The sequence below is a fragment of the Pseudomonas sp. IT-P260 genome, assembly GCF_949768395.1.
Classification (GTDB): domain Bacteria; phylum Pseudomonadota; class Gammaproteobacteria; order Pseudomonadales; family Pseudomonadaceae; genus Aquipseudomonas; species Aquipseudomonas parakoreensis.
Window position 1 is genome coordinate 189,031 of record NZ_CATKPO010000041.1, and the last position, 22,318, is coordinate 211,348.

The 22,318-nt window shown below is 59.3% G+C and carries 27 protein-coding genes; 8 read left to right on the top strand and 19 right to left on the bottom strand.

From position 1 onward, the window contains the following. Positions 1-11: 11 nt before the first annotated feature. The gene (locus tag ACM6HV_RS21995) at positions 12-1,853 is read right to left on the bottom strand and encodes a potassium transporter Kup (protein ID WP_414905356.1); all 1,842 of its coding nucleotides are present in this window, start codon (positions 1,851-1,853) and stop codon (positions 12-14) included. 349 nt (positions 1,854-2,202) lie between these two features. Here ACM6HV_RS21995 and rimO point away from each other — a divergent pair, with 349 nt between their 5' ends. The 5 genes from rimO (at position 2,203) to tsaA (ending at position 6,331) form a co-directional block, all read left to right on the top strand. Continuing rightward, positions 2,203-3,540, top strand: coding sequence for a 30S ribosomal protein S12 methylthiotransferase RimO (rimO, locus tag ACM6HV_RS22000; RefSeq protein ID WP_047292002.1), 1,338 nt, complete (start codon positions 2,203-2,205; stop codon positions 3,538-3,540). Positions 3,541-3,741: 201 nt separating this feature from the next. Further along, positions 3,742-4,215 carry a GNAT family N-acetyltransferase gene (locus tag ACM6HV_RS22005; RefSeq protein ID WP_145597758.1) on the top strand — a complete coding sequence of 158 codons (474 nt, stop codon included), beginning with the start codon at positions 3,742-3,744 and terminating at the stop codon, positions 4,213-4,215. 157 nt (positions 4,216-4,372) lie between these two features. Continuing rightward, positions 4,373-5,083 (top strand): rRNA pseudouridine synthase, encoded by a 711-nt coding sequence (locus tag ACM6HV_RS22010; RefSeq protein ID WP_414905283.1) that lies wholly within the window; start codon positions 4,373-4,375, stop codon positions 5,081-5,083. Between the two features lie 72 nt (positions 5,084-5,155). Next, positions 5,156-5,623 (top strand): DUF1456 family protein, encoded by a 468-nt coding sequence (locus tag ACM6HV_RS22015; RefSeq protein ID WP_047291996.1) that lies wholly within the window; start codon positions 5,156-5,158, stop codon positions 5,621-5,623. Positions 5,624-5,632: 9 nt separating this feature from the next. After that, positions 5,633-6,331, top strand: coding sequence for a tRNA (N6-threonylcarbamoyladenosine(37)-N6)-methyltransferase TrmO (gene tsaA / locus ACM6HV_RS22020; protein ID WP_414905284.1), 699 nt, complete (start codon positions 5,633-5,635; stop codon positions 6,329-6,331). Positions 6,332-6,509: 178 nt separating this feature from the next. Here the strand turns inward: tsaA and fpr are convergent, their stop codons facing one another. Then, positions 6,510-7,289: a ferredoxin-NADP reductase gene (gene fpr / locus ACM6HV_RS22025; protein ID WP_003222277.1), complete on the bottom strand. Its 780-nt coding sequence runs from the start codon at positions 7,287-7,289 to the stop codon at positions 6,510-6,512. A 133-nt stretch (positions 7,290-7,422) separates the two neighbouring features. Between fpr and ACM6HV_RS22030 the strand changes: the two genes are divergently transcribed. Further along, positions 7,423-8,349 carry a LysR family transcriptional regulator gene (locus ACM6HV_RS22030; protein WP_007964377.1) on the top strand — a complete coding sequence of 309 codons (927 nt, stop codon included), beginning with the start codon at positions 7,423-7,425 and terminating at the stop codon, positions 8,347-8,349. Here ACM6HV_RS22030 and ACM6HV_RS22035 read toward each other — a convergent pair. From ACM6HV_RS22035 to ACM6HV_RS22045, 3 genes are all read right to left on the bottom strand, one after another. Continuing rightward, positions 8,346-8,708, bottom strand: coding sequence for a diacylglycerol kinase (locus ACM6HV_RS22035; protein WP_042607041.1), 363 nt, complete (start codon positions 8,706-8,708; stop codon positions 8,346-8,348). The two genes, ACM6HV_RS22030 and ACM6HV_RS22035, sit on opposite strands and share 4 nt — an antisense overlap. 74 nt (positions 8,709-8,782) lie before the next feature. After that, complete coding sequence (erdR, locus tag ACM6HV_RS22040) at positions 8,783-9,433, bottom strand: response regulator transcription factor ErdR (protein ID WP_041072218.1); 651 nt, start codon at positions 9,431-9,433, stop codon at positions 8,783-8,785. A gap of 224 nt (positions 9,434-9,657) precedes the next feature. Further along, positions 9,658-10,404 (bottom strand): tRNA-uridine aminocarboxypropyltransferase, encoded by a 747-nt coding sequence (locus tag ACM6HV_RS22045; protein WP_186448507.1) that lies wholly within the window; start codon positions 10,402-10,404, stop codon positions 9,658-9,660. Positions 10,405-10,593: 189 nt separating this feature from the next. On the opposite strand from ACM6HV_RS22045, the gene ACM6HV_RS22050 reads away from it, so the two are divergent. Beyond that, positions 10,594-11,019, top strand: coding sequence for a PA3611 family quorum-sensing-regulated virulence factor (locus ACM6HV_RS22050; protein WP_041072220.1), 426 nt, complete (start codon positions 10,594-10,596; stop codon positions 11,017-11,019). Here ACM6HV_RS22050 and ACM6HV_RS22055 read toward each other — a convergent pair whose 3' ends face one another. After that, on the bottom strand, positions 11,020-11,214 hold the full coding sequence (locus tag ACM6HV_RS22055) for a hypothetical protein (RefSeq protein ID WP_041072222.1): 195 nt from the start codon (positions 11,212-11,214) through the stop codon (positions 11,020-11,022). A gap of 358 nt (positions 11,215-11,572) precedes the next feature. Between ACM6HV_RS22055 and ACM6HV_RS22060 the strand changes: the two genes are divergently transcribed. Beyond that, positions 11,573-12,691, top strand: coding sequence for a TIGR00730 family Rossman fold protein (locus ACM6HV_RS22060; RefSeq protein ID WP_145597751.1), 1,119 nt, complete (start codon positions 11,573-11,575; stop codon positions 12,689-12,691). A gap of 56 nt (positions 12,692-12,747) precedes the next feature. Here ACM6HV_RS22060 and recX read toward each other — a convergent pair whose 3' ends face one another. From recX to ACM6HV_RS22125, 13 genes are all read right to left on the bottom strand, one after another. Then, the gene (gene recX, locus ACM6HV_RS22065; RefSeq protein WP_041072226.1) at positions 12,748-13,218 is read right to left on the bottom strand and encodes a recombination regulator RecX; all 471 of its coding nucleotides are present in this window, start codon (positions 13,216-13,218) and stop codon (positions 12,748-12,750) included. Positions 13,219-13,226: 8 nt separating this feature from the next. After that, positions 13,227-14,285: a recombinase RecA gene (gene recA / locus ACM6HV_RS22070; RefSeq protein ID WP_003222269.1), complete on the bottom strand. Its 1,059-nt coding sequence runs from the start codon at positions 14,283-14,285 to the stop codon at positions 13,227-13,229. Between the two features lie 83 nt (positions 14,286-14,368). Next, entirely contained in the window at positions 14,369-14,869 is a 501-nt protein-coding gene (locus ACM6HV_RS22075) for a CinA family protein (protein ID WP_414905285.1), read from the bottom strand. A 68-nt stretch (positions 14,870-14,937) separates the two neighbouring features. Beyond that, positions 14,938-15,456, bottom strand: a complete 519-nt coding sequence (locus ACM6HV_RS22080) for a lysis system i-spanin subunit Rz (RefSeq protein WP_414905286.1) — start codon at positions 15,454-15,456, stop codon at positions 14,938-14,940. Then, positions 15,435-16,001 carry a glycoside hydrolase family 19 protein gene (locus tag ACM6HV_RS22085; RefSeq protein ID WP_414905287.1) on the bottom strand — a complete coding sequence of 189 codons (567 nt, stop codon included), beginning with the start codon at positions 15,999-16,001 and terminating at the stop codon, positions 15,435-15,437. Before ACM6HV_RS22085 ends, ACM6HV_RS22080 begins: the two co-directional genes overlap by 22 nt. A 33-nt stretch (positions 16,002-16,034) precedes the next feature. Beyond that, a complete protein-coding gene (locus ACM6HV_RS22090) occupies positions 16,035-16,253 on the bottom strand; it encodes a hypothetical protein (RefSeq protein ID WP_414905288.1) in 219 nt (72 codons plus the stop codon). An 8-nt stretch (positions 16,254-16,261) separates the two neighbouring features. Beyond that, positions 16,262-17,461 carry a carbohydrate-binding protein CenC gene (locus ACM6HV_RS22095; RefSeq protein WP_414905289.1) on the bottom strand — a complete coding sequence of 400 codons (1,200 nt, stop codon included), beginning with the start codon at positions 17,459-17,461 and terminating at the stop codon, positions 16,262-16,264. Between the two features lie 17 nt (positions 17,462-17,478). Beyond that, the gene (locus ACM6HV_RS22100; protein WP_414905290.1) at positions 17,479-17,925 is read right to left on the bottom strand and encodes a hypothetical protein; all 447 of its coding nucleotides are present in this window, start codon (positions 17,923-17,925) and stop codon (positions 17,479-17,481) included. Next, positions 17,926-18,822 (bottom strand): gp53-like domain-containing protein, encoded by an 897-nt coding sequence (locus ACM6HV_RS22105; protein ID WP_414905291.1) that lies wholly within the window; start codon positions 18,820-18,822, stop codon positions 17,926-17,928. 20 nt (positions 18,823-18,842) lie between these two features. Continuing rightward, the gene (locus ACM6HV_RS22110; RefSeq protein ID WP_414905292.1) at positions 18,843-19,409 is read right to left on the bottom strand and encodes a tail fiber assembly protein; all 567 of its coding nucleotides are present in this window, start codon (positions 19,407-19,409) and stop codon (positions 18,843-18,845) included. Positions 19,410-19,417: 8 nt separating this feature from the next. Further along, positions 19,418-20,512 carry a phage tail protein gene (locus ACM6HV_RS22115; protein ID WP_414905293.1) on the bottom strand — a complete coding sequence of 365 codons (1,095 nt, stop codon included), beginning with the start codon at positions 20,510-20,512 and terminating at the stop codon, positions 19,418-19,420. Between the two features lie 137 nt (positions 20,513-20,649). Beyond that, positions 20,650-21,165: a phage tail protein gene (locus ACM6HV_RS22120; RefSeq protein WP_414905294.1), complete on the bottom strand. Its 516-nt coding sequence runs from the start codon at positions 21,163-21,165 to the stop codon at positions 20,650-20,652. Next, a complete protein-coding gene (locus ACM6HV_RS22125; RefSeq protein WP_414905295.1) occupies positions 21,162-22,313 on the bottom strand; it encodes a phage tail protein in 1,152 nt (383 codons plus the stop codon). Before ACM6HV_RS22125 ends, ACM6HV_RS22120 begins: the two co-directional genes overlap by 4 nt. Between the last annotated feature and the right edge of the window lie 5 nt (positions 22,314-22,318).

Here is a 22,318-nt window from a genome sequence, read left to right on the forward strand (position 1 = left end):
TTAGGGCGCGGCTACATCTCCACCTGCGTCCCCAACTCAATCACCCGGTTGAGCGGCAGATTGAAGAACCGCAGGTTGCCGTTAGCATTCTTCAACATGAATGCGAACAGCGCTTCGCGCCAGCGGGCCATGCCTTCGAGTTTCGAGGCGATCACCGTTTCGCGGCTGAGGAAGTAGGTGGTGCGCATCGGGCTGAAGTCGAGGTCTTCGAGGTGGCACAGTTTCAGCGCCTGCGGCACGTCCGGCTCGTCGGTGAAGCCGAAGTGCAGGATCACCCGGAAGAAGCCTTCGCCGTGGGCCTCGACTTCAAAGCGACGCGATGGCGGCACGCGCGGGATGTCCTCGTAGACCACGGTCAGCAGCACCACTTGCTCGTGCAATACCTGGTTATGCAGCAGGTTGTGCAACAGCGCATGCGGCACCGCGTCGGAGCGTGCGGTGAGGAACACGGCGGTGCCCTGCACGCGGTGCGGCGGTTGCACGCGGATGCTGCTGATGAAGATCGGCAGCGGCAGCGCGCCTTCGTCGAGGCGATCGACCAGCAGCTCTTTGCCGCGCTTCCAGGTGGTCATCAGGATGAACAGGACGATCCCCGCCAGGACCGGGAACGCACCGCCCTGAATGATCTTCGGCACGTTGGCGGCGAAGAACATGCCATCGACCAGCAGGAAGCCGAGCAGAATCGGCACCGCCAGCAGCGGCGGCCATTTCCACAGCAGAAGGATCACCGCCGCTACCAGAATACTGGTGATCAGCATGGTGCCGGTTACCGCGACACCGTAGGCAGACGCCAGAGCACCGGAAGATTCGAAACCGATCACCAGCAGGATCACTCCAACCATCAGCGCCCAATTCACCGCGCCAATGTAGATCTGCCCCTGTTCGGCACTGGACGTGTGCTGAATGTGCATGCGCGGGATGTAGCCGAGTTGAATGGCTTGACGGGTCAACGAGAACGCACCGGAAATTACCGCTTGCGAAGCGATCACCGTGGCCAGGGTTGCCAGCATCACCAGCGGCACCAGTGCCCAGTTCGGCGCCAACAGGTAGAACGGGTTACGTGCCGCTTCCGGGTTTTCCAGCAGCAATGCGCCCTGACCGAAGTAGTTCAGCACCAGCGCCGGCAGCACCAGAACCAACCATGCGCGGGCAATCGGCTTGCGCCCGAAGTGGCCCATGTCGGCGTAAAGCGCTTCGGCGCCGGTCAATGCCAGCACCACCGCGCCGAGAATCGCCACGCCCATGCCCGGGTGCACGATGAAGAAGCGCACGCCCCAGATCGGGTTCAGCGCATTCAACACTTCAGGGTGTCTGACGATCCCGCTGATACCTAGGCCGCCCAGCACCAGGAACCACGCCACCATCACCGGGCCAAACAGCTTGCCGATGCGATCGGTGCCGTGTTTCTGGATCAGGAACAGTGCGACAAGCACCACCAGCGCCATCGGCACCACCCAGCGCTCCAGGCCGTCGAACGCCAGCTCCAGACCTTCAACCGCCGACAACACGGAAATCGCCGGGGTGATCATGCTGTCGCCATAAAACAGCGCCGCTCCGATCAGCCCCAGAATCACCAGTACCGCCTGCAACTTCGGGTAGCGACTCGATGCACGTCGCGCCAGGGCAGTCAACGCCATGATCCCGCCTTCCCCCTGGTTGTCGGCGCGCAGTACGAACAACACGTACTTGATCGTGACCACCCAGATCAACGACCAGAAAATCAACGCCAGAATCCCGAAGACTCCGTCGTGGTTGACTGGCACCCCGTAGTGACCAGCGAAAACTTCTTTGAGGGTGTACAACGGGCTCGTGCCGATGTCGCCGTAAACCACCCCGACTGCCGCGACCAGCATGCTCAGCGGTTTTGCAGCCGAATGCTCGGCGCCCGCCGCCTGACTACTTGCCTGACCCATCCAACACTCCTGATTCTCGAACCGGCTTCTTTGACTGAAGCACTATGCTTTGTGGTGCAGCATGCGCTGTTTTACCTGTTGTTACAGACGTTTTGTTGACTGTAAAAAATCGGTAAAGCTCAACGGCGCGAAGCATAGCGCAGCACTCGTCGTATTTCCCTGCATAAAGCTGGTCAAGTGCGTTGCTCATCGCTAGAATTGCGCACTTTTTGATCAGAGGCGCACCCTGAGCGCCCGTCCGTCGACTTTCCCACAGGGCAAGCGACGTCACAAAACACCGAGGTTAGACATGTCCACCACTCCTGCGCCGGCCAATCCAAAGGTTGGCTTTGTATCTCTGGGTTGCCCGAAAGCACTGGTCGACTCCGAGCGCATCCTGACCCAGCTGCGCATGGAAGGCTATGACGTGGTGTCCACCTATCAGGACGCCGACGTGGTGGTGGTCAACACCTGCGGTTTCATCGACTCGGCCAAGGCTGAATCGCTGGAAGTGATTGGTGAGGCGATCAAGGAAAACGGCAAGGTCATCGTCACCGGTTGCATGGGCGTGGAAGAAGGCAACATCCGCGACGTACACCCGAGCGTGCTGGCCGTGACCGGTCCGCAGCAGTACGAGCAAGTGGTCAACGCGGTGCACGAAGTGGTGCCACCGAAACAGGACCACAACCCGCTGATCGACCTGGTGCCGCCGCAAGGCATCAAGCTGACCCCGCGCCACTACGCGTACCTGAAGATTTCCGAAGGCTGCAACCACAGCTGCAGCTTCTGCATCATCCCGTCGATGCGCGGCAAACTGGTCAGCCGTCCGGTGGGTGATGTGCTCGACGAAGCCCAGCGCCTGGTCAAGTCCGGCGTCAAAGAGCTGTTGGTGATTTCGCAAGACACCAGCGCCTACGGTGTCGACGTGAAATACCGCACCGGTTTCTGGAACGGCGCGCCGGTGAAAACCCGCATGACCGAACTCTGCGAAGCGCTGAGCACCTTGGGCGTGTGGGTGCGTCTGCACTACGTTTACCCGTACCCGCACGTTGACGAGCTGATCCCGCTGATGGCCGCCGGCAAGATCCTGCCGTACCTGGACATCCCGTTCCAGCACGCAAGCCCGAAAGTCCTGAAGTCCATGAAACGCCCGGCGTTCGAAGACAAGACTCTGGCGCGGATCAAGAACTGGCGTGAAATCTGCCCGGACCTGATCATCCGTTCGACCTTCATCGTCGGCTTCCCGGGCGAAACCGAGGAAGACTTCCAGTATCTGCTGAACTGGCTGACCGAAGCCCAGCTCGACCGCGTCGGTTGCTTCCAGTACTCGCCAGTCGATGGCGCGCCGGCCAATGACCTGGACCTGGAAGTGGTCCCGGACGACGTCAAGCAAGACCGTTGGGAGCGCTTCATGGCGCACCAGCAGGCGATCAGCTCGGCACGCCTGCAAATGCGCATCGGCCGCGAGATCGAAGTGCTGGTGGACGAAGTCGACGAGCAAGGCGCCGTCGGCCGCTGCTTCTTCGATGCCCCGGAAATCGACGGCAACGTGTTCATCGACAACGGCAGCAACCTCAAGCCGGGCGACAAGGTCTGGTGCAAGGTGACTGACGCTGACGAATACGACCTGTGGGCTGAGCAGATCTAAACACCGCACCCCCTGCAGGAGCTGCCGAAGGCTGCGATCTTTTGCTCTTGAAAGATCGCAGCCTCGTTTCACTCGACAGCTCCTACAGGGATTGCGCTGATACCAAAAGCCCCGCTCTTTTTACGAGATGCGGGGCTTTTTTACGGCTATTGTTTGCTGTGGGAAGGAATCCCGCTTATCCACTGGAAAGAGGCGACGGGCATGCGTCAGCATTCGGTCATTCATACACCGAAACTCAGCGATTATCAGGAACTGACCCGGGTCTGGGAGGCCTCGGTCCGCGCGACCCATGACTTTCTGCCGGACAGCTACATCGAATTGCTGCGTAATCTGGTGCTCACCCGTTACCTGGATGCGGTGATGCTGATCTGCACCAAGGATCATCAGCAGCGCATCACCGGATTCGCCGGGGTCGCGGCGGGCAAGATCGAGATGCTGTTCATCGATCCCGCGCATCGCGGCCAGGGGCTGGGCAAGCAATTGCTGAATTACGCCATGCAACATCTGAACGCTGATGAACTGGACGTCAACGAACAGAACCCGCAGGCGCTGGGGTTTTACTTCAAACAGGGTTTTGAAGTGATCGGCCGCTCGGAAGTCGACGGCATGGGCCAGCCGTACCCGCTGCTGCATATGCGCCTGCGCCAGAACCAGCAGCGCTCCAGCCATGCCTGACACACCACAATCCCACTGTAGGAGCTGCCGAAGGCTGCGATCTTTTGCTTTGTGAAGATCAAAAGATCGCAGCCTTCGGCAGCTCCTGCAAATGGAACCGGGCTTAACCGGCGCCAGGCAGGTACAATGCCCACCCCTTTTTTGTTACGGCCCTGTCATGACTGACCCGATTCGCCTCTCCAAACGCCTCATCGAACTGGTCGGTTGCTCCCGTCGGGAGGCCGAGCTGTTCATCGAGGGCGGCTGGGTCACCGTGGACGGCGAAGTGATCGACGAACCGCAGTTCAAGGTCGCCGACCAGAAGGTCGAACTCGACAAGGACGCCAAAGCCACCGCGCCGGAGCCGGTCACGATTCTGCTCAACGTGCCGGCCGGTATGGACGTCGACACCGCCATGCAATCGCTCAGCGCCGACACCCTCAGCGAAGAGCACCGCTACGGCAAACGTCCGTTGCGCGGACACTTCCTGCGCCTGACCGCCAGCGCCGACCTGCAGCCCAAGGCCAGCGGCCTGCTGGTATTCACTCAGGACTGGAAAGTGCTGCGCAAACTGACTGCCGATGCGGCCAAGATCGAGCAGGAATACGTGGTCGAGGTCGAAGGCGACATGGTTGCCCACGGCCTCAATCGCCTGCAGCACGGCCTCACCCACAAGGGCAAGGAGCTGCCGCCGGTCAAGGCCAGCTGGCAGAACGAAAACCGCCTGCGCTTCGCCATGAAGAACCCGCAGCCGGGGATCATCGCGCAGTTCTGCGAAGCGGTTGGCCTGAAGGTGGTCGGCATCCGCCGCATCCGCATCGGCGGCGTGTCGATCGGCAAGGTTCCGGTGGGCCAATGGCGCTACCTGTCCGGCAAAGAGAAGTTCTGACACCTCTGTTGCCGCCACACATTCCGGCAGCGTGCCTGCACGTTGCCCACAACGATTATCAGGATGACCCACATGATTCATAACGACGTATTGCGCAGCGTGCGCTACATGCTCGACATCAGCGACAAGAAAGTCGTCGAGATCATCAAGCTCGGCGGCATGGACGTGGAGCTGAAAGACGTCGTCGCGTACCTCGACAAGAAAGAAGAAGACGAAGAAGGCTTCGTGCGCTGCCCGGACGAGGTCATGGCGCACTTCCTCGATGGCCTGGTGATCTTCAAGCGTGGCAAGGACGAAAGTCGTCCGCCGCAGCCGATCGAAGTGCCGGTGACCAACAACATCATTCTGAAGAAGCTGCGCGTGGCATTCGAACTGAAGGAAGACGACATGCACGCGATCCTCAAGGCTGCCGAGTTCCCGGTGTCCAAGCCTGAGCTGAGCGCGCTGTTCCGCAAGGTCGGCCACACCAACTACCGCCCGTGCGGCGATCAGTTGCTGCGCAATTTCCTCAAGGGCCTGACCCTGCGCGTTCGTGGCTGATCACGCAACATGACTTATAGCGTCTCCCCCATTGGCTTTGTGCGCTCCTGCTTCAAGGAGAAGTTCGCCATCCCGCGCCAGCCACAACTGGCCCCCGCCGCTCGTGGTGTGCTGGAGCTGGTGGCGCCGTTCGATCAGGGTGACGCGGTGCAAGGGCTGGAGCAGGTCAGCCATGTCTGGCTGCTGTTCCTGTTTCATCAGGCGCTGGAAGAAAAACCGCGCCTGAAAGTGCGCCCACCACGTCTGGGTGGCAACAAGTCCATGGGCGTGTTCGCCACCCGCGCCACTCACCGTCCCAATGGCATCGGCCAGTCGGTGGTAAAGCTGGACAAGGTCGAGGCGCATCGGCTGTTCATCTCGGGCATCGACCTGCTCGACGGCACGCCGATCCTCGACATCAAACCCTATGTGCCTTATGCCGACATCATCGCTGACGCCTCCAACAGCATCGCCAGCGCCGCGCCACAGCTGATTGGCGTGCGGTGGACGGACGCCGCGCTGCAACAGGCGCACGGGCATGCTCAGCGCCTTGGCGAGCCTCTGGTCGAGTTGATCGAGCAGTGCCTGGTCCAGGATCCGCGCCCGGCGTATCAGACGCCGGCGCCGGAGCGCGAGTACGGTGCGCAGTTCTGGGATCTGGACGTGCGCTGGCATTACCCGACGCCGGAGCAGATTTGCGTACTGGAAGTCATCCCGGCCAACACCTGAGACCCCGCTCAATGTAGGAGTTGCCGCAGGCTGCGATCTTTTGATTTTGCCTTTTCAAGATCAAAAGATCGCAACCTTCGGCAGCTCCTACATGGATTGTGGCAGGCAGGAATGAAATATTTCGGGCATGAAAAAGCCCCCATTGCCTTCGCCGGCAATGGGGGCTTTTTCGTGGGGCTTACTTCTCGACGAACGCACGCTCGATCAAGTAGTCACCCGGCTCGCGCATCCGCGCCGAGATCTTCAGGCCGAAGCTGTCGAGCACTTCGCTGGTCTCGTCGAGCATGCTCGGGCTGCCGCAGATCATCGCGCGGTCGTCCTGCGGGTTGATCGGTGGCAGGCCGATGTCGCTGAACAGCTTGCCGCTGCGCATCAGATCGGTCAGACGGCCCTGGTTCTCGAACGGCTCGCGGGTCACGGTCGGGTAGTAGATCAGCTTGTCACGCAGCGCTTCACCGAAGAACTCGTTCTGCGGCAGGTGCTCGGTGATGAACTCGCGATAGGCGACTTCGTTGACGTAGCGCACGCCGTGCACCAGGATCACTTTTTCAAAGCGCTCGTAGGTTTCCGGGTCCTGAATCACGCTCATGAACGGCGCCAGCCCCGTGCCGGTGCTCAGCAGATACAGGTGCTTGCCCGGGTTCAGGTCGTCCAGTACCAGGGTGCCGGTAGGCTTTTTCGAGATAATGATCTCGTCGCCTTCCTTCAGGTGCTGCAGCTGCGAGGTCAGCGGACCATCAGGCACTTTGATGCTGAAGAACTCGAGATGCTCTTCCCAGTTCGGGCTGGCGATCGAGTAAGCGCGCATAAGCGGGCGGCCATTTGGCTGTTGCAGGCCGATCATCACGAACTGACCGTTCTCGAAGCGCAGGCCCGGATCGCGGGTGCACTTGAAGCTGAACAGAGTGTCGTTCCAGTGATGAACACTGAGGACACGCTCGTGGTTCATGTTGCTCATGTACGTGGGACTCCTGGATATTGGGTCTGCGCTCGCCTTTGCGGCCGACAGTGCGCAATTGCAACGCATTCTAATAGCGACGACAATATCTGTTAACTGGATTATTAAGATAAGGGTTATCGGTTATATCGATATGCGATTTACTCTTCGTCAACTGCAAGTCTTCGTCGCCGTCGCCCAGCAGGAAAGCGTATCCCGTGCTGCGGGTCTGCTCAACCTCTCGCAATCGGCGGCAAGCACCTCTATTACCGAACTGGAGCGCCAGTCCAGCTGCCAGCTGTTCGACCGCGCCGGCAAACGCCTGAGCCTCAACGCGCTGGGCAAACAGCTGCTGCCGCAAGCCGTGGCCCTGCTTGATCAGTCCAAGGAAATCGAAGACCTGCTCAACGGCAAATCCGGTTTCGGCTCACTGTCGGTGGGGGCCACCCTGACCATCGGCAATTACCTGGCGACCCTGTTGATCGGCGGCTTCATGCAGCGTCATCCCGAAAGCCAGGTCAAGCTGCATGTGCAGAACACGGCCAATATCGTGCATCAAGTCGCTCACTACGAAATTGATCTGGGTCTAATCGAAGGTGACTGCAGCCACCCGGACATCGAAGTGCAGAGCTGGGTCGAAGATGAGCTGGTGGTGTTCTGCGCGCCGCAACATCCATTGGCCAAACGCGGCAGCGCGACCATGGAAGAGTTGACGCACGAAGCGTGGATTCTGCGCGAACAAGGCTCTGGCACACGGCTGACGTTCGATCAGGCCATGCGTCACCATCGCAGTGCGCTGAATATCCGCCTGGAGCTGGAGCACACTGAAGCGATCAAACGCGCGGTGGAATCAGGATTGGGGATTGGCTGTATTTCGCGGCTGGCGTTACGCGATGCGTTTCGGCGCGGCAGCCTGGTGGCGGTGGAAACGCCGGATCTGGATCTGGCGCGGCAGTTTTACTTCATCTGGCACAAGCAGAAATATCAGACGTCGGCCATGCGCGAATTTCTCGATCTGTGCCGCGCTTTCACCGCCGGGGTGCAGCGCAGCGACGAGATCGTCTTGCCAAGTATTGCTTAAAGCAGAATCACCGCCCAAACCAGGGCAATCATGCTCAGGGCCACGAATTGCGCAGCGCTGCCCATGTCCTTGGCGTTCTTGGACAGTGGGTGGAGTTCCAGGGAAATGCGGTCAATCGCCGCTTCTACTGCGGAGTTCAACAACTCGACGATCAATGCCAGCAGGCAGACGGCGATCAGCACTGCCTGTTCGACGCGGCTGACATTCAGGAAAAACGTCAGCGGAATCAGCACCACATTGAGCAGCACCAGTTGGCGGAACGCCGCTTCGCCGGTGAAGGCTGCGCGCAGGCCGTCCAGCGAGTAACCGGAAGCGTTGAGGATGCGTTTCAGGCCGGTCTGGCCCTTGAAAGGTGACATAAGGTAAAAACCAACCAGAAAGGAGTGGGAAAGCTAGAGCAACAAAAGTCAAAAAAGCGTGAAGACGCCAGCCTTTATTGGCTCGGAATTGACTCAAGTTGTTGCAGAAGTAATGCAGCCTGTGTCCGGGTGCGTACGTTCAACTTGCGAAAGATCGCTGTAACGTGAGCCTTGATGGTCGCTTCGGACACGTTCAGCTCATAGGCAATCTGCTTGTTCAGCAGGCCTTCACAGACCATGGTCAATACGCGGAACTGTTGCGGGGTCAGGCTGGCAAGGCCGTCGCTGGCAGCTTTGGCTTCGGCGGAGACACTGACCGCTTCGAACGCCTGCGGTGGCCAGAACACATCGCCATCGAGCACCTTGCGCACGGCTTGCTGGATCATGCTCAGGTCGCTGGACTTGGGAATAAAGCCACTGGCACCGAACTCGCGGGACTTGACCATGACCGAGGCCTCTTCCTGCGCCGAGACCATCACCACCGGAATCTGCGGGTACTGCCCGCGCAACATGACCAGACCGGAAAACCCGAACGCGCCGGGCATGTTCAGGTCCAGCAGGACCAGATCCCAGTCGGATTTTTCCGTCAGGCGTGCTTCCAGCTCGGCGATGCTCGCCACCTCCACCAGTCGTACATCCGGGCCAAGGCCCAGCGTCACCGCTTGATGCAGTGCGCTACGAAACAGAGGGTGATCATCGGCAATCAGGATGTCGTATGTGGCCATTATTCAAATGATCCTGTTTTTTGATGGCAGACCCGACGCATTCGAGCCTCGCCAAAGCAACTCAAGAGAGCGCTGCACAGCGCTATCCACAGGGGCACGTTCAACGCCAATCACAAGCAAACACGGCGTTTCAAACCTTGGCCGCCCCCTAATCGGCGCCAAGCATGCCCAGCGAAGCCGGGGTGGTCAAGCAGCACGGCCGCCGCTGCGTGAAGTATGGTCCACTATGGCGCCAACACTGCCTGCGGCTTTCGTATATAAGGCAACAACTCGGCGTGCGCCGGGGTCGACTCGTTCATGTCCAGCTGTTGTTTGGCGCCCAGGTAATGCTGGCTGAACACATCGAAATACGCGTCCAGTGCCGAAGCCGCATCGCTGTCCCCTGCCAGCTCCAGGCACAACGCCGCGACTTCAGCGGTGCACAGGTGTTCGCTACGGGTGGAGCGACGCAGGCGATAACGCGAGAGTCTGTCGGGCAACAGGCTGAGAATCGGTAAGCGATCGAAATACGGACTCTTGCGGAAGATCTTGCGCGCCTCGGTCCAGGTCGCATCCAGCAGAATGAACAACGGACGCTTGCTGCTATCAACGGCGACGGTGTTGGTCACCCGCGACGGTTCTACATATTCGCCGGGAAATACCAGGTACGGCTGCCATTGCGGGTCGTTGAGCAGCGCGAGCATCTGCGGGTCAGGCTCGGTGCGCGACCAGATGAACGCGTGGTTGTCGCGCACCACATCGGCAATCAGCCAGCCGGTGTTGCTCGGTTTGAACACTTCCTTGCCGGTCATGATCAGGCACACGCCGGAACGGGACTCGACCGTTGGTCGCCAGGCGCACAGGCAATGGCTGATGATCACCCGGCAGTCGCGGCAACGTTCGGAGCGAAAACCTCGGGCCTGAATCGGCTTGATGCCCTCGTCCTCGCGCTGGTCGCGCAAACGGGCTACAGCGTTGGGGGCATGTTTGATCACAGGCAACGCACCACAGCAGGAAAACTCGACACGCACAGCACTCGGCAAGGTAATAAAGGCCGGCAGTTTACCAGAGCGGCGAGCGCAAACCTGTACCGTCCCGACCGGCTCCCCTATAATCCGGCGCCACTGAACGCACAGCCACAGGGCTGGTCGAACCACCAGTCACTGAATCAGGAGAGTTTCATGCTGCGCCTAATCGTTCCCACCGCCGCCATCGCGCTGGCGTTGTCCTTCAGCGCACAAGCGGCGTCGTTGAAAGAGCAGAATCTGAACAAAGAACTGCGCAACATCGCCGAACAAAGCAGCGTCGGTACGCCACGGGCGATCAACGAAGACATTCTCGATCAGGGCTACACCGTTGAAGGCATCACCCTGATCAACCACCTGAGCGTGCAGGCCAGCCACGCCGAAAAGATGCGCGCTGATCCAAAAGCGGTGTATTTCCAGCTGGGTGCTTCGGTGTGCAATAACCCGTCGTACCGCAAGCTGATGGCCAAAGGCGCGGTCATGCGTTACGACTTCACTGAATATAAAACCAACAAAGCCATCGGCTCGGCCAGCTATCAGGATTCCGATTGCCCGAAAGCGGCCCCGGCGAAGAAGAAGTAATCACCGGGTATTGGCGCGCCGCTGTTCATCCTCGGCGCGCAATTCGGCCACCAATGCCTGTAGATAGCGTGAACGCCGTTCACCACCTGCCAGACGTCGGCAGCACTCCTCTTCGAGACTGACTTGATTGGCCTCGGCTGACGCTTTCAACATCCGATACAGCTGCGTATCGATTTCCAGAACCACTCTGGCCATCTCTCCCGCCTCCTTGCCTGCTACCTACGAATCCCTGAAAAGCGTGCACCCTGCGTACGATTGCTGACTCAAAGCTGTCGTACAGTGCCTGTAGGTTAGTAAATCAGAGTGATTGCTCTACGGCGTACGTTCGGACGAGCGGTGAACACTCTTTGCCAATCAGCACCCAATGGCTGGCGGAAAAGGACTGCGCGGCGTAAAGATCAATTCAGCGCAATGGCTCGCGAGGGTCTAGATTCAAAGTATTCCCGATCACCTGTTCACGGCAGGACAAGGAGCTGCCGAGTGTGTGTTTTTTGCAGCGCGGCACTGACGCCGCACGTCAGGGCCACAAGCTCTGTGCAGAAGGAGACGTTGAATGCCTTACCAACCGAATGACCTGCTCAGCCGGCATTTTCAGGAACAACTTCCCGACCTCATCAACAAGGTTGAAGAACAACTCAATCAGGTTTCTCCCAACAGCCCGAACCTGCCGATCTATCGCGACATGATCCTGACCGTCCTACGCATGGCTCAGGAAGATCACAACCGCTGGAACGCCAAGATCACCCTGCAGGCCCTGCGCGAACTGGAGCAGGCGTTCCGGGTGCTGGAACAATTTAAGGGGCGACGCAAAGTCACCGTGTTCGGCTCGGCACGCACGCCGGTCGAGCATCCACTGTATGCAATGGCCCGGGAACTCGGCGCGGCCCTGACACGTTCAGACATGATGGTCATCACCGGCGCTGGTGGCGGAATCATGGCCGCCGCACACGAAGGTGCCGGACGTGAGCACAGCCTCGGGTTCAATATCACCCTGCCCTTCGAACAGCATGCCAACCCGACTGTGGACGGCACAGGCAACCTGCTGCCGTTCCACTTCTTCTTCACCCGCAAACTGTTCTTCGTCAAGGAAGCCGATGCGCTGGTGCTGTGCCCTGGCGGGTTTGGCACGCTGGACGAGGCACTGGAAGTACTGACACTGATCCAGACCGGTAAAAGTCCGTTGGTGCCCGTGGTATTGCTGGATGTGCCGGGCGGAACTTTCTGGCAAAGCGCACTGGATTTCATTCGCCAGCAACTTGAAGAAAACCGCTACATCCTGCCCACCGACCTGAAACTGATGCGACTGGTCTATAACGTCGATGAGGCGGTGCAGCAAATCAACCAGTTCTACAGCAACTTCCACTCCAGCCGCTGGCTCAAGCGTCAGTTCGTTATTCGTATGCACCACAAGCTCAGCGACCAGGCATTGGCGCATATGCAGACGGCTTTCGCCGATCTGTGTCTGAGCGACCAGTTCCATCAACACGCCTACAGCGGTGAAGAACACGACGAAGCGCAGTACAGCCATCTGGTGCGGCTGGCGTTCGCCTTCAACGCCCGGGACCACGGCCGACTCAGGGAACTGGTGGATTACATCAACCTTCCGGAGAATTGGGCCCACAGCAAACCGCAGACCACACATCGCACACGCGAACCTTCGAAGGTTATTTGAAGGCAAAAAAAAACGGCCCGCTATTTTCATAGCGGGCCGTTTCTATTTAAACCGACTTAGTCGTCCATCCCTCTGCCGCTGAACAAGCGGTTGATCATCTCCATCGAAAAGCCCCGATAGGCGAGGAATCGACCTTGCTTGGCGCGTTCCTTGGCATCAATCGGCAAGTGTCCGGAGAACTTGCGCTGCCATGTGTCCCGAAGCTGCTCCTGCCAGTCGATACCGCTCTCACGCAGTGCGAGTTCGATGTCGGCGCGTTGCAAACCACGCTGCCCCAGTTCTTCGCGAATGCGCAAGGGGCCATAACCGGAGCGGGCACGGTAGGAAACAAAGCTTTCAAGGTAACGGGCTTCAGAAAGCAGCCCCTCTTCCGTCAACCGGTCGAGGGCTGTTTCGATCATTTCCGCCTCAGCGCCTCGCTGACGCAGTTTACGCGTCAGCTCAACTCGACCGTGCTCGCGTCGAGCAAGCAGGTCCATGGCGGTTCGCCGCACCGCGACGAGGGTATCCAGTACAGCGGTGGTCATCGCTGCGATCAGATATCAGCGTCAGCCAGGTCATCTTCGGTCTCTTTGACCGCAGAGGCCTTGGAGTCCGCAATCACTGCTGGCGACAGCAGTTTGTCACGCAGCTGCTTCTCGAGCTTGGCAGCGACTTCCGGGTTGTCTGCCAGGAACTTGGCCGAGTTGGCCTTGCCCTGACCGATCTTGGTGCCTTCATAGGCATACCAGGCGCCGGATTTCTCGACGAAACCGTGCAGCACGCCCAGGTCGATCATTTCGCCATTGAGATAGATGCCTTTGCCGTAAAGGATCTGGAACTCGGCCTGACGGAACGGCGAAGCCACCTTGTTCTTCACAACCTTGACGCGGGTTTCGCTGCCGACCACTTCGTCGCCTTCCTTCACCGCACCGGTACGGCGGATGTCGAGACGGACCGAAGCGTAGAACTTCAGCGCGTTACCACCGGTGGTGGTTTCCGGGCTGCCGAACATTACGCCGATCTTCATGCGGATCTGGTTGATGAAGATCACCAGGCAGTTGGCGTTCTTGATATTACCGGTGATTTTACGCAGCGCCTGGGACATCAGACGGGCTTGCAGGCCCACGTGCATGTCACCCATTTCGCCTTCGATTTCAGCCTTCGGTACCAGCGCAGCCACCGAGTCGACGATGATCACGTCGACTGCGTTGGAGCGCACCAGCATGTCGGTGATTTCCAGTGCCTGTTCGCCGGTGTCCGGCTGCGAAACCAGCAGGTCGTCGACGTTGACGCCCAGCTTGCCGGCGTACTCAGGGTCGAGGGCGTGTTCGGCGTCGACGAAGGCGCAGGTCGCACCGGCTTTTTGCGCCTGGGCGATCACGGACAGCGTCAGTGTGGTTTTACCGGAAGATTCAGGACCGTAGATTTCAACAATACGGCCTTTTGGCAAACCGCCGATGCCGAGTGCGATGTCCAGACCCAGAGAGCCGGTGGAGATAGCCGGGATCGCCTGACGGTCCTGATCGCCCATACGCATCACGGCACCCTTGCCGAATTGACGTTCGATCTGACCCAGGGCCGCAGCCAAGGCTTTCTTCTTGTTGTCGTCCATTAAAGTCCTCACGTAATCAATAAGGCCTGACGGCCAACACCTGTATAAGTAGCCAGTATTATTCCACAGCGTTCGCGGATCGCCTACCCCTGATTTTCGATTTCTCGTGCCGCTAGTCGCAACAGCCCCTCTAGCGCGGCCTTCACCGTTTGTCGGCGCACTTCGTCGCGGCCGCCGGGGAAGTGCTGAACCTCGCTGGAAACCGCATCGCCCACGCCCCACGCCAGCCACACGGTGCCCACCGGTTTGTTCGGTGTACCGCCATCGGGCCCGGCCACGCCGCTGACGGCGACGGCAAACCGCGCCAGGCTGTTTTTCTGCGCGCCCCGCACCATCGACTCGACGACTTCGCGGCTGACCGCACCCACCGTGCCGAACAAGTCGGCGGGCACATTCAGTTGCCGGGTCTTCTGCCGGTTGGAGTAAGTCACGTAACCGGCCTCGAACCACGCCGAGCTCCCGGGAATCCGCGTGATCGCCTCGGCAATCCCGCCACCGGTACACGACTCGGCCGTGGTGACGTGGGCGTTGAGCAACTGCAAACGTCGGCCAAGCTCGGCAGCCAGTTGAGTGATCTCTTTCACGGTGCGCTCCGGATCGGGTGGAATGACTACCACCGTACACGACCCGGTTGCGCTTTCAATACACAGACTCATTCAAAATGTTCGGGCGCCAGCGCTCTGACATAGGCCTGACAGGCCTGCAATGCAATCAGTCCGCGGTCGCCGGCGTCGGTGATGGCGATAATTCGTTGAGCATGCGCCGGGTCAAGTCGGGCGCGTACGGCTGCATGATCCACGCCGCCGGCGCCGGCGGTGGCTGGCACCCCGCAGCCTTGGGCAGCGTCACCGGCGTCGATGAGGACTGACAGGCGCAGATCAGCAGTGGCAAGACGATCGCGCAGGCGATCCTGATCACGTTGGGCATCACTGAGTGCTCGATAGTGGGTTTGTTCACTGGCCGCGAGGCGTTGCTCAAGGGCCAGACGTTTATCCTGCTCGATCTGCTGCGCGCTGGCTGCGGCCACATTCAGCTGATTGAGAGTGTCGGCGTTTAACCGCGCCTGCTCCGCCAGCTGCCGACCGTAGCGCCAGTCCTGAAACTGCCAGGCCAGCGCAGCGGCCACCGCAGCCAGCAGCAAGATGCCGATCAGGCGCCAGGAGATGGACATAGCACCGCCCTCGCCCGCGCCCAGATGTCGAGACGATCCTGCAGGCCATTCAACCCGCCGTTGATTCGGCGGGTGATGCTGTTGAACTGATCGCGGTCGGCCAGATCGTTCAGGCCGTTCTGCTCCCAGAACCATGCCGCCGATTCCGCTGCCCATTGCGGTTGCTCGAGCAATTCCGGCAAGGACAGCAGACGCTCATCGCCGAACAGGCCGAGGCTGCATTGGCGATAGTTGCTGCGCCCGGTGATCTGGATCAGCCCGCGACCACGGTACTTCTGCCCGTCGCCGTCGGCCTCGGGCGTGTTGCCCAGACGCAAGGCCAGTGTGCCGGTGTCGTATTTGCTCAGGTACTGGTTGTTGCCCAGCTCGCGCACGTATTGCAACTGGCCCGACTCATGACCGATTTGCGCAAGAAACGCGGCGATGCGTTTCGGCGAGTCGATATGGCGGCAAGTCATTGCGCTATTCAGTGCAGAAACAAAAACGCCCGCTTGGGAGCGGGCGTTGGGCATGATGGTTTTAAGGTTGTCTTCAGTTATTTGCATGATGCGTAATCCTCCCTGGATGCTCCGATTGAATCATGGTTGGCGAGCAACGGCCCCCAGCCATTTTTTTGCCAGAGTTGTCAGGGTGTTGTTCGGTGCAGACTCTTCGAGTGTTTCATTCAGGGCCATAACCTGACCGCCCGATGACAACCACTCCTGATACTCAAGCCAATCGCGGTTGGCAGGATCCTGCGGGACGAATGCCGAATCGCTCAGTCGAAGAACGCCGTTGTTGGTCAATTGATAACTCATGGTTTCTCCTAAAGTTCGGCGTCAGCAGTCCATTCGATCTGCAAGGTCTGACCTGGCACACTGCCAACCGGTGTAACGGTGGCAAACGAAATGGCACGTTCAGTCAACCCCTGCACAATGCTGCCGGTGCATGCGCCCACGGCCTGATTCCATACCTGATTGCTGGTATTGCCTGGACAGTACATGACGACAGTGGGCAAGACTCTCTTCTGCACCATCATACCCACCGTCATCGCGAACTGACCGCTATTGGCAGGTGCCGCTTGGGTGAATGATGAAATGCAGGTGCCAGAGCCATTGTTTGCCCGCACCGGCAACCAAGTGGCGAAGGACTTCTCGAAATAACGCTGGCAAAGCATCAGCTCTTCAGCCATCGGCCGATATTCGAAAGGTGTAGATACCGGTCCTTCTTCCAGCTGGATCTGCGCCAGATCCACGGTCTGCAGCACGTTCAGTGGCAGGTCGAACGCAAGCCTCAGAAAGTTGTTGGCGCCCAGCATCTTCCCGGCAATGCCCGACAGACGAAACGTTGCGCTGTACTTCTTCCACGACGTGCCCAGCTGAAAAACTTCGACGGTTTTCTCAACGGATTCGGAACCTGCAGAACCGAAGTTCTGGATTACCGACACTCTCAACGGTCTGGCCGCATCGGAACGCGCCCAGAAGCTGACTGTGGCGGTTTTCCCTGCCAGGGTTCGGACCGATTCAACAGCCTGAGAAACCCTGTGGACGGTGGCGGCGGTTCCTGTCTGGGTCTGCTGCCAGCGCAGGAAAAACTGCGGTTCGTCGGCGACTTCGCTCTGCCCAGTCGCGAAACTCTGCTGAGAGATGACGACGCCCGCATTGCCATTCCAGTCGCAACGAAAACGATCGGCTACATACCCACCAATATTGGGGCCTTGATTGGTCGTTCCGCGCTGCCAGATATCGAAGCCGCCATTGATTAGCACATTCCGGCGATACACCTGCACAGGAAACTGCTGTAGAGGATCAGGCTTCGATAATTGCCGGATCGCCTGCGCCAACTGATCGGTCTGTGCTTCATCAGGTTTCAAACCGGCCGCGGTAATTGCGTTGAGTATTTCCTGAGTAACACTGTTGCCCCAACTGGCCGGGATCAGCGATCCCGGCGTTCCGGCAATGGCGTTTTCGTCGACAAATTCGCCGTCGACCAGGCCGGAACCGGGTACGCCTTTTGGATAGTCCATTTAAACTCACCCGCGATCTATACAGAGGTAATCAGCCACTTCGGCGCGACCGGCCGATGCTCACTGAACGGAAAAAAACCATCCTGCGGCCAATCCCGCAACTCACGGCGATAGGTTTGCAGTTCGGCATATTGCTCGGTGGTCAATGTAGTGCCGCCGCCATCCTCGAGTTCATCGCGGTCACGTGCTACCAGACCGTCGGTGGCGGCGAGTTGCGCGGTGCGCCAATGACGTTCAGCGTCGGCCGCCTCTTCTAATGAAGGCGGCGGCGGGTCAACGAGAATGGGGAAGCCATTATCGGGCCGCACACCAATCACTTTTGCCGAGACCGACAACTGCTGCAGGAGCGAGGTCCAATAGGCTTGGGGAATTTCGATAACGTCGTCGGGAGTGTGCGACAAATGGATACCCGGTACATAAACGCCCCGGGTGCTGGCGCTGAAGAGAACACTGTAGACGTTCATTCAATAACCCTTCACCTGATAGTGGACAGTCCAGCCGGCAGAGACCGTGCCGAGATAGCTGCGTATTTTCAAATGGCACCCGAATTTGTTTGCCGCCGGGTTGCCACTCAGAATCACCATGGCGCTATCGCCCCCGGCATGAGTCGCCACGATGTTGCTGAATGCATTGGGGAAAGCGATAGGGAATACGACATTGATATCGCCGTTGGCATCCGAAACTGCCGATCCCCACTGCTCGATAACGCCGCTCGCAAACCGCTGATAGCCGGCATCACCAAAGACACCGGAATGAATCGAAGCGAACCGGTCGCTGACCGAGCCGCCATAAAGGCGCCAGTCGTTACCTGTGCGGAAAAGCTGCGCGGAGTCACCGATACCCAGTACCAGCGACCCCACCGTATTACTGCTGACAATGCGGTCGTTCGGCGCCGGGTTGATCGTCAGTACACCAGTGCCAAGATTAAGGATGGTCAGCGTGCTCGTGCTTATGACACTGGTGGTGACCGGCATCGTGGCCGTGACCGACGTGCTGCTGTTGAAACTTACTACTCCCCCCGCTTGAGCCGCTGTCAGAGCAGCGCTAGTCGCATAGGTTGTGAAACCGGAAAATTGCGTACCGCTGCGGTTCACAAACCCGGTGGTGGCTACGTTCTGGCTGTTATCGAACTGTGGTGGTGTCGCAAACAATCGATTGCTGCGCAAGGCAGTCAGCAGCTGATCGGTCTTGGCTTCTGACGCGGCGAGGCCCGCTGCCTGGATGACATTCAGCAACTCTTGGGTAACGCCGTTGCCCCAACTGGCCGGAATCAGCGACCCCGGTTTGCCGGCGATCGGGTCTTCATCGACAAACCGGCCGTTGACCAGACCGGCACTCGGCACACTGTTTGGGTAGTCCACGGTACTTCTCCTTGTGTGAGTCAGGTGTTTACTGCTGATCCGGGCGCAACCGGCCAGGTGATTTCATCGGGGAAACCGGCCTGTTTTTCGATCCGGTTCAGCTCTACGCTGTAAAGCTTCCACTCGATCAGCAGCAGTTGTTCGTCATGGCTGGCATCGCCGATATCTTCGGCGTATTGCAGCGGGGCGATGCGCAGGACGGCATCGCGTAACAATGCGTCGCGCTGGCCGAGAGATTGCTGTCTGACGCTCGCCAAACGAGCCTGCTCATCCAGCACCCAGGCGTTGTCGCGCCAGATGTGGAACTCGCCTGGCCATGGCTGCGCGGTGAGGGCGTCAGGCAACTCGCCCAGCTCGGTCCAGATCTGTTGCGCACCGCCGTCCTTGCGATAAACCGTGCCACGGCGATCGATCACCTCACGCGGTACACCGTTGATCAGTGCCCAGCTACGCCCGGTTTCCGGCTCAGGCAACTCGTACGCCAGCTCAACAGCATTACCGGGTAACTGAATGCCAATGCCCGGCGTGACAATGAACTCGACAGGCCCGGACAGAGCGCCCGAGCCATCAAATAGATAATTGAACATAAAGTGCCTCAGATGAGTTTGATGCGACCGGGATAGGCGATGTTGCGCGGACGGGATTTGAAGGCGTAGAGCAATGTTGCTGCGGTATCCCTCTGGTAGGTGGTGTTGACCGGAAAGATCGGGCCGCCATTGACCAGCCCTGTAACGTATTGGGGCTCTTCACGCGTATCTGCGCCAAAGTTGGTCAGGCTATCCGACCAATAAGCGCCCACAGCACCTCCGCCGTTGGCGCCCTGGGCATACGAGTGCAGAGATCCTGGCTGAAAAGTACCCATTGCACGCCCGGCATCCACACCACGACCTTCATCCAGAACCCGCAGGAACTCCCCTCGCCCTTCCGGGCCACGAAAAGTCGTCGCGCCGTCACCCGTGGTCCATTTCCCCTCGGTGCCTGCGCGTAAGGCTTCGGCTCCCAACATTCCTGATTGCTGGGCGTGATCCCACAGCCATGGCCATTCCGCGCGTTTCATCACAGTGCCATTCAATGCACCGTATCCACCGGGACTGAGCATCAGGGTCGTCTCGAAAAACGGCCGCCCCAATGGCGTATTGTCAAAGCGCCCGACTGGCCACCAACTCCCCGCCCCATCACTGCGCAGTTGCCACCAGTCACCGCCGCCCATCAATACGAAGAACGGATAACCGCTGGCCGACAGATGGGTGTGAAAACGAATCCCGTCAGAACCGGACGCCTGGATGACCATGCGATTGCCGCTGTTGTCCACCCGCCGAATAATCACGTCGCGCACACCGAGGGCGGCGTTGGCCGGTGGCAGCAGCAAGGTCACTGGCCCCGGGCTGCCGTCGACCAGCACCAGGCCAAGCTCGGCCTCGGTCAGGGTTTTCGACGCGGACAGTCGGGTGATGACCGAACGCATCGGACTGGCTTTACCGACAATCGACTGAATCGCCTTGTACAACTGCCCGGTATCGGCTTCAGCAGCCACCAACCCGCCACCGTTAATCACGCTCAGGATCTCCTGAGTCACGCTGTTGCCCCACACCGCCGGAATCAACGAACCCGGGGTTCCCGCCACCGGGTTTTCATCGACGAAGCGGCCATCGACCAGGCCGACGCTGGGGACGCTTTTTGGGTAATCCATAGGGTTCTCGTTCCTCTGAAATAACAAATGAACCGCGTCGTGGTGATCGCTGATGCGAGCCCGTGGCGGTCTGCTTTCTGAAAATAAAAAGCCCACGGTGAAGTGGGCTTGACTGATGCAGCACGCAGACGTGGCGACTAGAAAGTCTGGCCGCTGACCAGTTCGCGAATCGCCGCCAACGCGTCATCGCTCGCACTTCGCGCCAGATCGAGATTGCCTTTGGCCGCATGCGCGCGGATCTGGCTTTTGGCCTTCAGGCGCAAGGTGCGCAGGGTCAGCAGATGATCGGTGAGTTGGTCGGCCTTGCTCAGGATCTGCTCGGCTGCCTGTTTGGCAGTTCGACCTTTGACTACCCACGCAGCGACCGACAATGGCACCTCTTTTTTCGGATAGCCGGCGTCTTGATAAGCCTGAGCGTCGGCAGCAGCCTGGGCGTACTCCATGGCTTTGAGCGGGTCTCCGGCCAAAACGGTGCGAGCACTGTCAGCCGCCGCGTCGACCTTGGAACACAGCTGTTCGGCTTCCTGAAGTTCCAGCTCGGCAACTCTGGACGGATTCAGCTGCCATTTTTCTCCATCCCAATCATGGGCACTGGACGGCTGGGCCGGACGCAAGCCTTCCTCGAACTGATGCAGCTCTTGAATGATGATCATCGGATCAGCTCCCAGGAAAGATTGATATTCACCGCCGCTGAAAAATTGAGCGCAACACCGTTGGCGTAGTCGCTTGGGAGGAGATTTTTGATGCCCATGCTGAACAGCAATTCGTCACTTGAACCGTTATCGGCACCAAAAGCGTGTTCGGCTTGATAGGTCTGCCACAAGGAACGCAACATGCTGTGGTCGAAGCTGGCGGTCAGTGTCGACACGGTTGTGTCACTCACCTCGTTGTTGGTAATAACCCGTACCGTCTCACCCGCAATGGCCCAACCATCCCAATTGCTCGACGCGGCAGCCTTTGGATTGAGAAAACAGTAGTTGGCACCCAGCCATCCGGGTGTAGCAAAATTCACGGCTGTGACGAGCGTCGGATGCGGCGTCGCATTGCCCACCACCAGCCGCGCGGCACGGGCATGCGGGTCAAGTGGCAGGTACACCACGCCATTACCGCTGATTGTTTGCGTCCACGACAAACGACCGCGGTTATAAATCGGTCGGACAATCGGCACCGAGCCAGGGCCTGCTGTCACCACCCATGCCAGACAAATATCCAGCGGCGTCGACTGAAAACCGCCTCCCGCCGCACCATTGATCGTGCCCTTCAAGCCTTCGGGCGTAGCGTCATAGATGATGCCGCGCTGCGTGTAAAAGGTCAGCACGCCGGCAACCACTTGCGCACGCAAAAAGTAATTAGAGTTAGGCAACAGATCAACACTGCTCCAAGCTTGTGTCGTAAATGTGCGCGGACGAGCCAACTGACCAGTCAGCACTTCCTGGCCGAGGCTGATCAGCACGCCCGCCGGAATCGAGATCCGTCCGCCACTGGTGGCAACCGCTGCCGGAGTGATTGCCAGACGACCGTCCGGCGTCGCCACCGTCGCGGTCGGCAAAGACCCGATCGGCAACGCCGAATCCAGATTCCAGCCCTTGGCCGAAACGCTCTGAATCGCCTGCAACAACTGATCGTATTTCTTCTCGTCCGGGGTCAGATCCCCGGCCTTGATCACGTTGAGAATTTCCTGCGTAACCCCGTTGCCCCAGTCTGCAGGAATCAGCGACCCCGGCGTCCCGGTCAGCGGGTTTTCATCGACAAATTTCCCATTCACCAGACCGGCGCTGGGCACACTTTTCGGATAATCCATCCCGT